We start from the raw sequence: 13,583 nt of genomic DNA, 5'->3' as shown, positions 1-13,583 counted from the left end.
CGTAGGGGAGGATAGATGAGCCGACGCACTGCATCCCACGAAGCGACGCGTCGCGGCGTGCTCGCGGCCGCAGTCGGCGGACTGGCCGCCATCGCCGGCTGCAACACGCTCTCCAACGGCGACCGCGACGACGACGCGGTCCGCGTCCCCGCTCTCGAGGTCGAGAACCAGGACGACGATGCCCACGACATCGAACTGGCGCTCTCGCGCGAGGACGGCTCGCAAGCGTTCGCGTCCACGGCGTCGGTCGCCGCCGGCGATGCGACGGTCTTCGACGCGCCCGTCGACGGATCAGCCGCGTACACGCTCGTCGTCTCGCTCGACGACGACCGCGTCGAACGCGAACTCGCGGCCTACGTCGAGGGCGACCAGCGCTGCGTCCGTCCGGTGGTCCGGGTCACGGCCGATTCAGCGCTGAAACTGACGGCGCAGACGTACGACGACTGCTGACGCGACCCCCGGCGCTCTCGGCGTGGGACCGACGCCCCAGAAGCCGGAAACGCCCGCGGGCATCGAACGCTTTTAAGCCGCGCCGTGGCGACGGTTCGACCATGGACGTGACAATCGACGACGTCGCACTGGGCTCGACGGGACTGACAGTCAGCGAGCTGCCGTTCGGCACGTGGCGGTTCGGTCGCGAGGCCGCCGACGGCTCCGTGGAGATCGACCGCGACGCCGCGCTCGACCTCCTCGACGCGTACGACGACGCGGGCGGGTACTTCATCGACACCGCCGACGTCTACGGCGGCGGCGACAGCGAGGAGTGGATCGGCGACTGGCTCGCCGACCGCGACCGCGCGGACTACGTCATCGCCTCCAAGATATACTGGCCGACCCGCGACGGCCCGAACGGCCGCGGCCTCAACCGCAAGCACATCCGACGGAGCATCGACGAGATGCTCGACCGCCTCGGCGTCGACGCCATCGACCTCCTCTACGTGCACCGCATCGACGACGACACGCCGGTCCGCGAGTTCATGCGGACGCTGAACGGGCTCGTCGAGGACGGGAAGGTCCACTACCTCGGCGCGAGTTCGTTCAGGCCGGACGCCTGGAAGATCGCGAAGGCGAACGAGATCGCCGAGCAGGAGGGCTGGGAGCCGTTCTCGGTCACGCAACCGCGGTACAACCTCGTCGACCGCGAGATCGAGGCCGGGTACAAGGAGATGTGCGAGTCGTACGGGATGGGTATCGTCCCGTGGAGTCCGCTCGGCCAGGGGTTCCTCACCGGGAAGTACTCGCGCGACGACCGGGACCCCGAGGATACGAAGGCGGGGCTCGGTGAGCGGTTCCGCGAGAACTACCTGACCGAGGAGAACTTCGACGTGCTCGACGAACTCGAGGCGGTCGCCGACGAGGTGGGCGCGACGATAGCGCAGACGGCGCTCGCGTGGCTCCTGCACCGCGACGGCGTCACGGCGCCCATCGTGGGTGCGCGGACCGTCGAACAGCTCGAGGAGAACCTCCGCGCCGCGGAGGTCGAGCTCACGCAAGAGCACGTCGACCGGCTCGCGGACGCGAAGGGCGACCCGTTCTCGCACCTCCGCTAGACCGAGTCCGGGCAGTCAGGCGCGCGTTTCTTTCTCGAAGCGGACGGCGTAGTGGTACGGTGGGAGCTCCACGGTCTCGACCGATTGGAACGCGGCCGCGTCGGTGACGATGCGTTCGGTCGCGTCGGGCGACAGCCGGAGGTCGGTGGGTGGGCCGCGGGCGGCGCCGTGAATGCGGGTGTCCTCGCGCGCGGCGTCGTGCCAGTTCACGACGACGAACTCGCCGTCGGGTGCGAGCGCGTCGTACGCGCTCGTGACGAAGGCGGCGACGTCGTCGACGCCGTGGAACGTGTTCGCGTTCAGGACGACGTCGACGGGTTCCGGGAGGACGTCCGCCATGTCGCGCGCGTCGGCGTGGTACGTCTCGAGGTTCTCGATGCGGTGGAGTGCGGCGAGTTCGTCGAGTTCGTCGAGGAGGGCGCGGTCGAGGTCGACGGCGTGAACGGTGGCGGGGTCGACGACGCGGGCCGCGGGGAGCGCGAAGTAGCCGTTGCCACAGCCGACCTCAGCGAGCGCGTCGCCGCGGTCGATGCCGAGCGCACGGAGCGTCGCGCCGGGGGTCGGCCAGAGTCGCGACCACCAGTCCCAGTCCGGTTGGTTCGTGTTCTGGAAGGGTTCCATGCGGGCCGATACTCGACGCGCACAGAAATGTGTTTTCTACACAAGACCGCTGGGTGGGTGGCGTTCGACGCCCCCACTCTCGACGCTGGCGCCTCGACGAACCCCTGTTCCACGCACAGCCTCACACCGCGAGCGCGACGACGACGAGTGCGAGCGACGCAACCGTCACGACCCAGTCCCCTCGGCCGTACGACAGCGGCGGGAGCGTCGGGTTGTACGCGAAACACCGCGCCTGGAGCGCGACCGCCAGAGCGTCGGCGCGGGCGAACGCGCGGTTCAGGCCACTAGTCGCGACGAGACGCATCCGGTCGCGTAGCGGCCGCTCCGACCCGAGGCGCGCCCGCATCGCGGCGCGCGACCGCCTGACGTCGTCGAGGAGCACCGGGACGAACCGGAACACGAGCGCAACGCCCATCCCGAGGAGTTGCCCGACCCGCCCCGGGACCAGCCACTGGACCGCCGCCCGGGACTGGCGCGTCCGCGTGGTGTGGACGTACGCGGCGCTGACGAGGAGCACGAGGAACACGCGGTACGCCGCGAGCGCCGGGAACCGCGCCGCGGCGACGTCGAACCACGGCGCGCCGAGACGCGCGCCCTCGACGAGCGGCGCCAGCACGAGGAAAGGAAGGACGACGCGCAGGTCGGAGACGACGGCGACCGGGGAGAGTCGAGCGGCAGCGAGAACGCCGAGCGCGAGGGCCGTAAGCGCGCCGAGTCCGCGCGGCGTTGTGTGCGCGAACGCGGCGACCGCGAACGCCACCTGGACCGCGAGCTTCGACCGCGGGTCGAGCGCGTGCAGCACCGAATCACCCGGTTCGTAGCGCATCGACGGTCACCAGGCCGCGACCGCGTGCTCGTCCAGTTCCCCCCGGAGGTCGGTCGGCGACCCCTCGCGGACGACGCGTCCGTCGGCGAGCACGACGACGCGGTCCGCGAGGTCCGCGATCGCGCCGACGTCGTGGGTCACGACGACGACGCTCGTCCCGTCCGCGTGGAGATCCGCGAGGTGCTCGCGGACCGCCTCCCGAGAGGGCGCGTCGAGACTCGCGAACGGCTCGTCGAGGACGAGGTGGTCGGGGGTCATCGCGAGCGCCCCCGCGATGGCGACCCGGGACTGTTCGCCGCCCGAGAGCTCGTCGAGTCGTTCCTCGCCACGACCCGTCATGCCGACCGCGGCGAGCGCGTCCTCGACGCGCGTCGACACCGCCTCCCGCGAGACCCCGAGGTTCTCCGGGCCGAACGCGACGTCCGCGTCGACCGTCGCGGCGACGAACTGGTCGCGGGGGTCCTGGAACACCATCCCGACCGCCGACCGCGCCGCGACGAGGTCCGCCTCGACGGGCGTCCCGTTCACGAGGACCTCGCCCGTGTCGGGTTCGAGGAGCCCGTTGAACTGGCGGACGAGCGTCGTCTTCCCCGCGCCGTTCGCGCCGGCGAGCACGACGAACTCGCCGTCTTCGATCGACAGCGAGACGTCGTCGAGGACGCGGGTGTCGCCGTGCGCGTACGAGACGTCGTCGACGACGATCATGTCGTGCGAGCCCTCTCGCGAATCGGCGTCATTCGACGCGGAGGGCGTCGCTCCGGACGATGCCGACCGCCGCGGCGACCTTCACGGCTTCCGCGGGGAGGAACGCGGCTGCGCCGACCCCGAACGCCTTCCCGAGACCGTACCCGAGGACGACCATCAGGCCGGCGACGCCGAGCGCGTAGATGACGACGGTCCCGGCGACCATCGCGGCGACGAGGCGCCACACGGCGAGGTCCTCGAGCGAGCGCGTCTCGACGCCGCCGTGCGCGAGGAACCCGACGAGCGCGGCCGCGATCGGGTACGACCAGAGGTAGCCCGCGGTCGAGCCGAACAGATGCCCGATGCCGGCCGCCCCGCCGTTGAAGATCGGGGCGCCGAGCGCGCCAGCGACGAGGTAGAGGCCGAGCGACGCGCCACCCCACAGCGGCCCGAGGAGGATGCCGGCGAGGAACACGCCGAGCACCTGAAGGGTCACGTCGACTGGCGACACCGGGTTCGGGAACTTCACGTACGCGAACGCGCCGACGAGCGCGGCCAGCAACGCCGCTCGGGCGAGATTCCCGACGACCTCGCCGGGAACCAGGTCGACGTTCTCGGTCCGTGTACTCATCGCGACCACCCGTTGGCTGCGTCGGAACGACTCATGTTCGCGGAATCTCCGTCAACCCGCAAGAATACTTTGGTTTACGGCGTGCGGTCGGGTGCTCGAACGTCCCGCCAGCCACGCGCCGTCGTCCTGCTCGAATCCCGCGCCTCCTACACGCCGCCGTCCTGTTCGAACCCGTCGTACGGCGTGCCCTCCTCCCGGCGAATCAGTTGCTCGTCGCTCACCGCGAGTCCGAGGTCCGAGAGCTCGCGCGCGATCCGGTTCAGGTCGTCGTTGTCCTCCGCGACCACGCGAACCACCACGTTCCCCTCACCGGTCGCGATCTCGCGGACGCCGACGACACCTGAAACCTCCAGGGCGCCGTCGGTCAGTTCGTCTCGCTCCGGGATGGGCGCGGTACAGATGATCTGTAACTGGAGGTCGAACCCAGCGTTCGCGTAGTCCACGTCCGCGCGGTACGAGTTGATGACGCCTTCGCGCTCGAGGCGGTCGATGCGCTTGCGGACCGTGCTCGGTGACACGCCCATCCGCTCGGCTATCTGGTTCGACGACGACTCCCGGGCGTCCTGCTGGAGGACGAACAGGATGTGTCTGTCGAGGTCGTCGAGTCCGTTTAACGTCACTCTCCACCTCCGTAGAGGACGTCGAGCCACGCGTCGACGTCGTCGGGGAGGGTGACCGGAACGCCCGAGCGGAGTTTCACGACGAACCCGTCCATGTCCGAGAGGTAGACGTGCACGGCCGTCGCCTTCTCGTGCTGGAGGACGAGCGCGCAGGCGTCCCCGAGGTGCGTGTACACCTCCTCGACGTACGCACGATCGAACAACCCCATCGTGCGGTGGATGATGATGTCCAGTTGCCGCGTGGAGAGTTCGGTCTTGAGGTCGTCGCGGATGTACCGCACGTCGTACGTGTACGAGGGCGTGTGGAAGTCCGCGACCCATCGGAGGTCGTCGCCGTGGCGGTCTTCGAGCCACGCGGCGAGCGCGTCGTAGTCGGGGGTCTGCGCATCGAATCTGGAATCTCTGTCGAGCGTCATATGTCTGGTGTTGGTGTGTCGGTGGTGTGTTCTCAGGCGATACCGGCGACGAGGAGCGCGAGCGCGAGCGTCGCGGCGACGACGGCGAGCGTCCGCCCGACGGGGCCGCCGAGGACGTCGCTGGGGTCCTCCGGGTCGACCGCGGCGACGGTCGCTCGCCACGCGCGGTAGACGGTGCGGTCGGCGCGAGCGCCGAGGCCGTCGAGCGCCCGTGCCGTGGTGTTCGCGACGCGGTTCCCGGCGGGGTAGAGGACGCGGTCGACGTCCACCACCGGAAGCCGCGAGATTGGCCCGCGGAGTGCGAGGAATCCGAGGACACCGACCGCGGTAGTGGCGGCGGCCTTCCCGAGTTCGCTCGCAGCGTAGGGCTCGAACCCGGCGGTGTCACCGGGGAGAGCGCCGTAGAGCACGTCGGGGAGCACGCCGAAGGCGACGTTCGGGACGGCGGCGACGGCGAGCACGACCGCCAGCCAGCGCGGCGCCGGGCGGACCGGGAGGTCCTCGGGGGCGTCGCGGACGAACGCGTAGTAACCGAACTTCGCGAACGACAGCACGGTGCCGACGCCGCCGAGCACGAGCGCCCACCAGAGGACGTTCGCGTCCACTGGCAGCCCGGCGAGCTCGGGGCCGGCCGTGTCGACGGCTTTCACGACGAGGCCCTTGCTGACGAACCCGCTGAACCCGGGGACGCCGCTGATGGCGAGCGCCGCGACGAGGAACGCCCCGAACGTCAGGGGCATCCGCCGGCCGAGGCCGCCGAGTCGCTTCAGCGACCCGGTGCCGACGCGGTAGACGATCGCGCCGGCGACCATGAACAGCAGGCCCTTGTAGAGGACGTGCGTCGCGAGGTGCCCGACCGCGCCGGCGGTGCCGACGGCGGTGCCGACGCCGACGGCCGCGACCATGTACCCGACCTGGGAGACGATGTGGTACGAGAGCAGGCGTCGCACGTCGGTCTGGAGGATGGCCTGGTAGACCGCGTACAGCACCATCGCGCCGCCCATCCACGCGACGAGGACGTTCCCGTCGGGCGCGAACAACGCGAGGGCGTACACGGCGACCTTCGTCGTGAACCCGGCGAGGATGACGCTGGAGGCGACGTGCGGGGCGGGGTAGGCGTCGGGCACCCAGTGGTGGACGCCGACGAACCCGAGGTTCACGCCGACGCCGAGGATGGCGAGCGCGGTCGGGAGCCCCGCGGTGAACCCGGCGTCGTACGCGAACGTGCCGGCCGCGGTGTAGTGGAGCGCGACGGCGGCGACGAGGAGCGTCCCGCCGACGAGGTGGTAGAGCGCGTATCGGAACGCCGGTCGAACGGCGCTGCCGCCGTGATGCCAGACGAGCACGGTCGCGGTGACCGCCATGACCTCCCACGCGAGCAGGAGCGTCAGCCAGTCGCCGGCGAGGACGGCGGCGACGCTGGCGCCCATGTACGCGAGCGCGATGGCGTTCGTCCGGGCGTCGGCGTCGGTCGCGTACGCGTACGCGACGCCGAGCGCGGCGACGAACCCGAACACGGCCGCGACGGGGCGCGCGAGCGCGTCGACGCGGAGGAGCGTCTGCTCGAACCCGAGCGGGGCGACGACGAGCGCGCTCCCGTCGGGCGAGGCGAGTATCCACGGGACGGTCGCGAGCGTCGCGAGGACGCCTACGAGGTAGCCGACCTTCCGGGGCGCGACGAACGCGACCAGGGCGGCGACGAGGAACGCGACCCACGGCGGCACCGCGAGCAGGATGTCCATCAGTTGAAAACCTCCGCGACCGCGGTCTCGGCGAGCTCCCAGAACGGGAGCGCGGTCGGCACGACGCCGAGCACGACCGCCATCCCGACCGTGAAGAGGACGGGGACGAGGAGCGCGGGCGACGTCTCCAGGCCCGCGACGGGCGCGAAGCGCCCGGAGACGCCGTCGCGCGCGCTCGCGACGCCGTCGTCGGCCTCAGCGGTGGCGACGGTCTCCTGGCCGCCGTCGGTCGCCGCCGGGACGCTCGTACCCGTGCCGCCACCGTCGTCGCCGCCGTCGGTCGTCGGCTCGTGGTGCGAGGGCGCGAACGGGTGGTCGCCGGCGTCGGTGCCGTCGTCGCGGCCGCCGTAGAACGCCGTGTAGACGACCGGCCAGAAGTACATGAGCTTCAGGAGGCCGGCGGCGAGGAACGCGGCGACGAACCACGGGTTCGCGCTGTCGGCGGCGCCGAGCACGAGGTGGAACTTCGAGACGAACCCGGCGACGAGCGGGAACCCGACGAGGCCCGCGGCCGCGATGGCGAACGCCGTCATCGCGACTGGGAGCCGGCGCCCGACGCCCGCGAGGTCGCTGACGTACTTCTCGCCGGTCTCGACGTACGCGAGCCCGGCGACGAAGAACAGCGTGATCTTCATGAACGCGTGGGCGACGACGTGCAGGAGCGCGCCGAACGCGGCCAGGGGCGTCAGGAGCGCGACGCCGAGGACGATGTACGATAGCTGGCTGATGGTGGAGAACGCCAGCCCGCGCTTGAGGTTGTCCTGGCGGACGCCGACGACGCCCGCGAGTATCATCGTCGCGGCGGCGAAGACGGCGAGCGCGGTCGCCAGGCCGAGGTCGCTCGCGGTCTCGGGCCCGAAGACGTAGAGGACCGCGCGCGTGACGCCGAACGCGCCGCTCTTGACGACGGCGACGGCGTGCAGGAGCCCGGAGACGGGCGTCGGCGCGACCATCGCGGCCGGGAGCCACGCGTGCAGCGGGACGACCGCGGCCTTCACGCCGAACCCGGCGACGAGCAGCGCGAACGCGGCGCGCGCGAGGTTCGGGTCGGCGGTCGCGAGGCCGGCGATGCCGCCGGCGGCGAGCGTGACGGTGCCGGCGAGCGCGCCGACGAGCACGAGCCCGCCGAAGACGAGCACGCCGCCGCCGAGCGTGTACGCGAGGTACCGGCGGCCGGCGGCCTTCGAAGCGGCGTCGCCCGCGTGGACGACGAGCGGGTACGTCGCGAGCGTCAGCAGCTCGTAGAACACGAACAGCGAGAGCAGGTCGGCGGCGAGCGCGACGCCCATCGTGGCCGAGATGGACGCGGCGAACGCGGCGAAGTACCGCGTCTGGTCGCCCTCGTCGAGCCCGCGCATGTAGCCGACGCTGTAGAGGCTCGTGGCGAGCCAGAGCGTGCTCGCCAGCAGCGCGAACAGGAGGCCGGCGGCGTCCGCGCGGAGCGCGAGTTCGACGCCGAGGTACGACCCGAGCGTCGTCACCGGCGTGTCCGGTGACTGCACCATCGCGAGCACGACCGCGAACGTGCCGACGCCGGCGAGCGCCGTCCAGCCTTCGCGGACGTTCGGCCGCGACCCGGACGCGAGTATCAGCGGGATGGCGAGCGCGGGCAGGAGGACCGCGAGCAGCGGCAGCACGCTGGCGACGTCGGTCATAGCCATCCCTCCACGACCGGTGCGAGCCAGTCCGCGAGCGCGCCGGCGCCCACGCCGAGCGCGAGCACGACGACCGCGGCCGCGACGGCGACCGCGAGCGCGGTCGTCGTCCGGGAATCCTCGGCGTCGGAACCGACGACGACGGCGGTGCCGCCGTCGGTCGCGACCGCGTCATCGGCCGGCTCTGGCGCGAGGTACGCGCGCTCGACGAGGCGACCGGCGTACCCGAGGCTGAGGAGGGTGCTCGCGACGACGACCGCCGCGGCGACCCACGCGCCCGCCTCGACGGCACCGAGTGCGAGGTACCACTTCCCGGCGAACCCGACGGTCGGCGGGAGGCCGACGAGGCTCGCCGCGAGGACCGCGACGACGGCCGCGGCCAGCGGCAGGCTGGCGGCGAGGCGCGCGTACTCGGAGACGGTTCGCGCACCGGTCCGCGCTTCGACCGCGACCGCCGCGGCGAACAGGCCGCCCTTCGCGACCGCGTGCCCGACGAGCGCGACGAGCGCGCCCGTCAGCGCGACGGGGTGCGCGAGTGCGATACCGACGGCGAACAGGCCGAACTGGGAGACCGACGAGTACGCGAGCAGCCGCCGGACGTCGGTCGCGCGGAGCGCGAGGACGCCACCGGCGGCGACGCTCACCGCGCCTGCGGCGACCATGAGGGACTGGACCGCGGGGACGGCCGCGAGGAAGTCCGCGGTGAACACGCCGTACGTGATGCGGACGAGCGCGTACCCGGCGACGGTCGACCCGAGCGCGCCGAGCGCCACGGCGACCGCACCGGGTGCGGCCGCGTACGCGTCGGGCTTCCACGCGTGCAGCGGGAAGAGCGCGAGCTTCACGCCGAGACCGACCGCGACGAGCGCGTACGCGGTGACGACGAGCGTCGAGTCGTACCCCGCGGCGGCGAGCGCCGGCGCGAGGTCGGCCATCGAGAGCGTGCCGGTCGCGACGAACGCGTACCCGACGCCGAGCAGGTACAGGGTCGCGCCGACGGTCCCGACGAGGAGGTACTTGAACGCGGCGACCGCGGCGTCGACGCCCCGGCCGCTGGCGACGAGCGCGTACGCGGCGAGCCCGGAGATCTCCAGGAACACGTAGAGGTTGAACACGTCAGCGGTGACTGCGACGCCCGTGAACCCGGCGACGAGCAGGAGCCAGAGGCTCCCCTCGGGGCCGGTCGTGTCGGCGTCGGCGAGCGCGAACGCGGCGACGCCGACGACGGCGACGAGGACGACGACGACCGCGCTGAGTTCGTCGACGGCGAGCCCGATGCCGAACGCGGCCGGGATGTCGCCGACGACGGTCGCGAGCGGGCCGTCGGTCGCGACGACCGCCGCGACGGCGATCGCGAGCGCGACCTGCGCGAGGAGCGCGGCGAGCGTCACCGCTCGCGCGAGGCCGTCGCGGACGCGCGCGACCAACAGCGGGAGGACCGCGGCGAGCAGCGGGAGTGCGACCAGGAGCGCGAGGAGGTCCGCGGGCGTCACCGCGACCCCTCCTCGGCCGTCTCGGCCGCAGCGGACGCGCGTTCGGCGGCGCGGACCTCGCGGATGACGTCCTCGCGGAGCGTCCCGTACTCGCCGTAGATGCGGACGACGAGCGCGAGCGCGACCGCCGTCACCGCGACGCCGACGACGATGGCCGTCAGGATGAGGACGTGCGGGAGCGGGTTCACGTACGGCCCGGGGCCCGTGACCAGTGGTGCCTTCCCGTCGGCGCGGTACGCGCTCGTGACGAAGAACAGGAAGACGCCGGTCTGGAAGATGTTCAGACCGACGACCTTCTTCACGAGGTTGTCGTCGTCGACGAGCACGAACAGCCCGACGCCGACGAGGACCGCGAACACGGCGTGCGCGAACCACGCGCCGACGCCGAACAGCGGGTCAGTCATCGCTCGAACCTCCGGCCCCACTCGAGGGCGCGACGTCCCCGGGTGCCTCCAGGTCCGCTGGGGTCTCCACGTCTGGTTCGCGGTAGCCGTCCGCGATGCGGAGGAAGAGCACGACGATGACGGCCGAGACCGTCGCCCCGATACCGATCTCGATGGCTTCCGTGGCGTACACGGTCGCCTTCGGGATGGGGAGCACGTCCAACTGGAGGAACGCGCCGCCCGACGCGAGACCTGCGAGCGCGACGACGCCGAAGACGATTGGGCCGGCGACGACGAGGGCGACGAGCGCGCGCTCGTCGAGCCACTCCGCGGTCCGGCGGATGCCGAACGCGAACGCGACCGTGATGATCATCGCGCCGCCGACGACGCCGCCCTGGAAGCCGCCGCCGACGCTCGCGGTCCCGTGGAAGAGCGTGAACAGCCCGTACGTGAGGACGAACGGCGCGAACAGGCGCACGGTCGTCGTGACGACGGGGCTGTCCGTGAACTCGATGCGCGTCCGCGTCGTCGCCTCGTCCGCGTCCTCCCGGCGGGGGCGCTCGCTCATGCGAGGGCCTCCCGACCGAGCGCGGCCAGTACGGCGACGGCGGCGGCGAACACGACCGCGATCTCGCCGAACGTGTCGAACCCGCGGTAGACGACGAGCACGGCCGTGACGGCGTTGTCGACGCCGCGGTCCGCGGCGTCGGCGAGGTAGAAGTCACTCACCGGCCCGAACGCGGGCGTGTCCGCCGCACCGACCGGCGGGAGCGCCGGGACCGTCAGCAGGAGGCCGACGGTGACGCCGAGCGCCACCACGACCGACGTGGGCTTGACCGTCTTCGGGTCGACGAGCGTCCGGCCGCCCGCCGGTCGGACGGTCCGACTGATGGCGAGCAGGAAGAGCGCGGTCGTCACGCCGGCGCCGACCGCGGCCTCGGTGAGGGCGACGTCGGGCGCGTGGAACAGCACCCAGAGGATGGCGAGCCCGAGGCTGTACGCCGCGAACACGACCACGGCCGTCAGGACGTCCCGGACGACAGCGGTGAGGACGGCGACGACGACGACGAACGACAGCAGCGCGACGGACACCGCGACCTCGAGCGTCGGCGCGACGACCTGAAGGGTCGGGACGGCGACGTCGAGTGTCGTCATCGCGAGACCCTCGCGTCGCCGTCGTTCCGGTCGTCGTCGCGCGTCCACGGGTCGGTGCCGGCGTCGTACGCGGACCGAACGATGGCGTGTGCCGCGGTCGGCCCCGTGACGAGTACGAGCAGCGCGAGCAAGGCGATCTTGAAGACCTCGCCGGTGGTGCCGACGACGACGCCGGCGGCGGTGAGGCCGAGGAGCGCGCCGAGGGTCTCGCTCTTCGAGGCGGCGTGCGCGCGAGCGTACACGTCCGGGAGCCGGTAGAAGCCGACGACGGCGACGAGCGAGAAGAACGCACTCGCTGCGACGAGCGCCGCGACCGCGATCGCCGTCGGCGTCCACGCGAGCTGGGCGGGGACTGCGACGGGAAGGGCCGCGAGGGACATCAGAGCACCCCGCCGCGTTCGATTGTGAACTTCGCGAGCCCGAGCGAGAGCAGGAAGTTCAGGAGGCCGTACACGATGGCGACCTCGAGGAACCCGGGTTCGTCGAGCGCGGCGCTCAGGAGCGCGATGACGACGACCGCGGTGGTGCCGACGACGTTGACGGCGACGACGCGGTCCGGCGTCGTCGGCCCGCGGACGACGCGCCCGAGGACGAGCACGGCGAGCGCGACGAGCGCCGTCGCGCCGGCGAGCAGCACGCCCGCGACGAGCGGCGACGTCACCGCCGGTCACCTCGCGGGGTCTCGGCCGCCATACGAGCGGTTCCGGGCGTCGTGCGGTACTCGCCGCGGCCGTGGACGACGAAGTCGACGGCGCGCGAGAGCGAGCCCTCCTCGAGGCTGTCCCGAGTGGCTGCGGTGAGCGCGTGCACGACGAGTTCGTCGTCGGTGACGTCGACCGTGAGCGTGCCCGGCGTGAGCGTGATGCTGTTCGCGAGCAGGGCGCGCGCGATGCGGCCCTCGGGCGCCGGAATCCGGACCACGCTCGGTTCGATGGGGAGGCGCGGCGAGAGGACGACCGCGGCCATCGAGAGGTTCGCGCGGACGACCGCCCAGAGGAGGTAGGGAAGGAAGACGAGCGCGCGGAGCACGCGGCCGACGCCGGCGAGCGAGGGTTCGGTCTCGAACGTGACGCGGCCGAGGACGAGCGTGACGACGCCCGCGCTGACCGCGCCGGTCGCCAGGTCGAAGGGCTCGGTCGGGTCGCCGAGCGATAGGTAGAACGCGTACGCGAGGCCGAACGTCGCAACCAGCCGTGCGGTGGTGCTGGTGACCGCGACGGGCGACCGCACGATGCGTCGGTCGACGGGTGCGCGTTCGACGGCGACGCCGGAACGGCCGGCGGCCGCGAGCGCGTCCGCGAGCGTGGCGGCGGTGAACTCGGTGAATCCGGGCATCAGGACGAGGTCGGTGGCGGTCGCTGGGATGGCCTCGACGAGCGCGCGGACGCGGTCGTCGGCGGTCGACCGGCCGACCGGTACGGTTGCGACCTCGACGTCGAGCGAACCGTAGGGGCTGTCTGCGACGAGTTCGGTGATGCGTTCGGCGAGGGTCTCGCCGGTGGCCGACGGGACCGCGTCGCCCGTTCTCCCGACGGGGATGCTGAAACGCACGGTCGTCTCCGTTGCGTCGTCGGCGTCCCGTGCCTCCCGTAGCGCGTACGAGACGACGTCTCTGACGCGGCCGCGGTCGGTGAGTACTGCGACGAGGTCCGTCATGACCGCTCACCGACGCGTCGGTCGGAGGGCGGACCGCATGTAACCGTCTGAAGCCGATACATTGTTTACCAATCTGATAAAGAATGCCCATCATATTTACCGTTCCGGTAAAATCTAGGCAATATTTATGTATTCTGTTCTCCTACGTGGT

17 protein-coding genes are annotated in these 13,583 nt (G+C 71.9%); 2 read left to right on the top strand and 15 right to left on the bottom strand.

All coding sequences use genetic code 11. From position 1 onward, the window contains the following. The first annotated feature begins 15 nt into the window (after positions 1 to 15). Entirely contained in the window at positions 16 to 450 is a 435-nt protein-coding gene (locus VYJ16_RS17610; protein ID WP_336351621.1) for an Ig-like domain-containing protein, read from the top strand. A 101-nt stretch (positions 451 to 551) separates the two neighbouring features. Next, complete coding sequence (locus tag VYJ16_RS17605; protein WP_336351620.1) at positions 552 to 1,550, top strand: aldo/keto reductase; 999 nt, start codon at positions 552 to 554, stop codon at positions 1,548 to 1,550. Positions 1,551 to 1,565: 15 nt separating this feature from the next. Here VYJ16_RS17605 and VYJ16_RS17600 read toward each other — a convergent pair whose 3' ends face one another. The 15 genes from VYJ16_RS17600 to VYJ16_RS17530 all read right to left on the bottom strand — a co-directional run bounded on the left by VYJ16_RS17600 (position 1,566) and on the right by VYJ16_RS17530 (position 13,432). Continuing rightward, positions 1,566 to 2,171 (bottom strand): class I SAM-dependent methyltransferase, encoded by a 606-nt coding sequence (locus VYJ16_RS17600; protein ID WP_336351619.1) that lies wholly within the window; start codon positions 2,169 to 2,171, stop codon positions 1,566 to 1,568. A gap of 121 nt (positions 2,172 to 2,292) precedes the next feature. After that, positions 2,293 to 2,997 carry an energy-coupling factor transporter transmembrane component T family protein gene (locus VYJ16_RS17595; RefSeq protein WP_336351618.1) on the bottom strand — a complete coding sequence of 235 codons (705 nt, stop codon included), beginning with the start codon at positions 2,995 to 2,997 and terminating at the stop codon, positions 2,293 to 2,295. 6 nt (positions 2,998 to 3,003) lie between these two features. After that, positions 3,004 to 3,702, bottom strand: coding sequence for an energy-coupling factor ABC transporter ATP-binding protein (locus VYJ16_RS17590; RefSeq protein ID WP_336351617.1), 699 nt, complete (start codon positions 3,700 to 3,702; stop codon positions 3,004 to 3,006). 28 nt (positions 3,703 to 3,730) lie between these two features. Then, entirely contained in the window at positions 3,731 to 4,312 is a 582-nt protein-coding gene (locus VYJ16_RS17585; RefSeq protein WP_336351616.1) for a biotin transporter BioY, read from the bottom strand. A 146-nt stretch (positions 4,313 to 4,458) separates the two neighbouring features. Next, the gene (locus tag VYJ16_RS17580) at positions 4,459 to 4,932 is read right to left on the bottom strand and encodes an Lrp/AsnC family transcriptional regulator (protein WP_336351615.1); all 474 of its coding nucleotides are present in this window, start codon (positions 4,930 to 4,932) and stop codon (positions 4,459 to 4,461) included. Further along, the gene (locus VYJ16_RS17575) at positions 4,929 to 5,348 is read right to left on the bottom strand and encodes a DUF7522 family protein (RefSeq protein WP_336351614.1); all 420 of its coding nucleotides are present in this window, start codon (positions 5,346 to 5,348) and stop codon (positions 4,929 to 4,931) included. The genes VYJ16_RS17580 and VYJ16_RS17575 overlap by 4 nt, the downstream gene beginning before the upstream one ends. A 32-nt stretch (positions 5,349 to 5,380) precedes the next feature. Continuing rightward, positions 5,381 to 7,090 carry a proton-conducting transporter transmembrane domain-containing protein gene (locus VYJ16_RS17570; protein WP_336351613.1) on the bottom strand — a complete coding sequence of 570 codons (1,710 nt, stop codon included), beginning with the start codon at positions 7,088 to 7,090 and terminating at the stop codon, positions 5,381 to 5,383. Then, positions 7,090 to 8,745, bottom strand: a complete 1,656-nt coding sequence (locus VYJ16_RS17565; protein ID WP_336351612.1) for a proton-conducting transporter transmembrane domain-containing protein — start codon at positions 8,743 to 8,745, stop codon at positions 7,090 to 7,092. Before VYJ16_RS17565 ends, VYJ16_RS17570 begins: the two co-directional genes overlap by 1 nt. After that, a complete protein-coding gene (locus tag VYJ16_RS17560; protein ID WP_336351611.1) occupies positions 8,742 to 10,238 on the bottom strand; it encodes a proton-conducting transporter transmembrane domain-containing protein in 1,497 nt (498 codons plus the stop codon). Before VYJ16_RS17560 ends, VYJ16_RS17565 begins: the two co-directional genes overlap by 4 nt. Then, on the bottom strand, positions 10,235 to 10,642 hold the full coding sequence (locus VYJ16_RS17555; protein WP_336351610.1) for a cation:proton antiporter subunit C: 408 nt from the start codon (positions 10,640 to 10,642) through the stop codon (positions 10,235 to 10,237). The genes VYJ16_RS17560 and VYJ16_RS17555 overlap by 4 nt, the downstream gene beginning before the upstream one ends. After that, on the bottom strand, positions 10,635 to 11,189 hold the full coding sequence (locus VYJ16_RS17550; RefSeq protein ID WP_336351609.1) for an MnhB domain-containing protein: 555 nt from the start codon (positions 11,187 to 11,189) through the stop codon (positions 10,635 to 10,637). The genes VYJ16_RS17555 and VYJ16_RS17550 overlap by 8 nt, the downstream gene beginning before the upstream one ends. Further along, positions 11,186 to 11,776 (bottom strand): DUF4040 domain-containing protein, encoded by a 591-nt coding sequence (locus VYJ16_RS17545; protein WP_336351608.1) that lies wholly within the window; start codon positions 11,774 to 11,776, stop codon positions 11,186 to 11,188. Before VYJ16_RS17545 ends, VYJ16_RS17550 begins: the two co-directional genes overlap by 4 nt. Beyond that, on the bottom strand, positions 11,773 to 12,156 hold the full coding sequence (gene mnhG / locus VYJ16_RS17540; RefSeq protein ID WP_336351607.1) for a monovalent cation/H(+) antiporter subunit G: 384 nt from the start codon (positions 12,154 to 12,156) through the stop codon (positions 11,773 to 11,775). The genes VYJ16_RS17545 and mnhG overlap by 4 nt, the downstream gene beginning before the upstream one ends. Next, positions 12,156 to 12,437 carry a monovalent cation/H+ antiporter complex subunit F gene (locus tag VYJ16_RS17535; protein WP_336351606.1) on the bottom strand — a complete coding sequence of 94 codons (282 nt, stop codon included), beginning with the start codon at positions 12,435 to 12,437 and terminating at the stop codon, positions 12,156 to 12,158. The genes mnhG and VYJ16_RS17535 overlap by 1 nt, the downstream gene beginning before the upstream one ends. Beyond that, the gene (locus VYJ16_RS17530; RefSeq protein WP_336351605.1) at positions 12,434 to 13,432 is read right to left on the bottom strand and encodes a Na+/H+ antiporter subunit E; all 999 of its coding nucleotides are present in this window, start codon (positions 13,430 to 13,432) and stop codon (positions 12,434 to 12,436) included. The genes VYJ16_RS17535 and VYJ16_RS17530 overlap by 4 nt, the downstream gene beginning before the upstream one ends. Positions 13,433 to 13,583: the final 151 nt, after the last annotated feature.

This window comes from Halorubellus litoreus (assembly GCF_037081675.1).
In the GTDB taxonomy this organism is placed as follows: Archaea; Halobacteriota; Halobacteria; order Halobacteriales; family Natrialbaceae; genus Halorubellus; species Halorubellus litoreus.
This window is presented reverse-complemented; position numbering and strand designations above follow the sequence as displayed.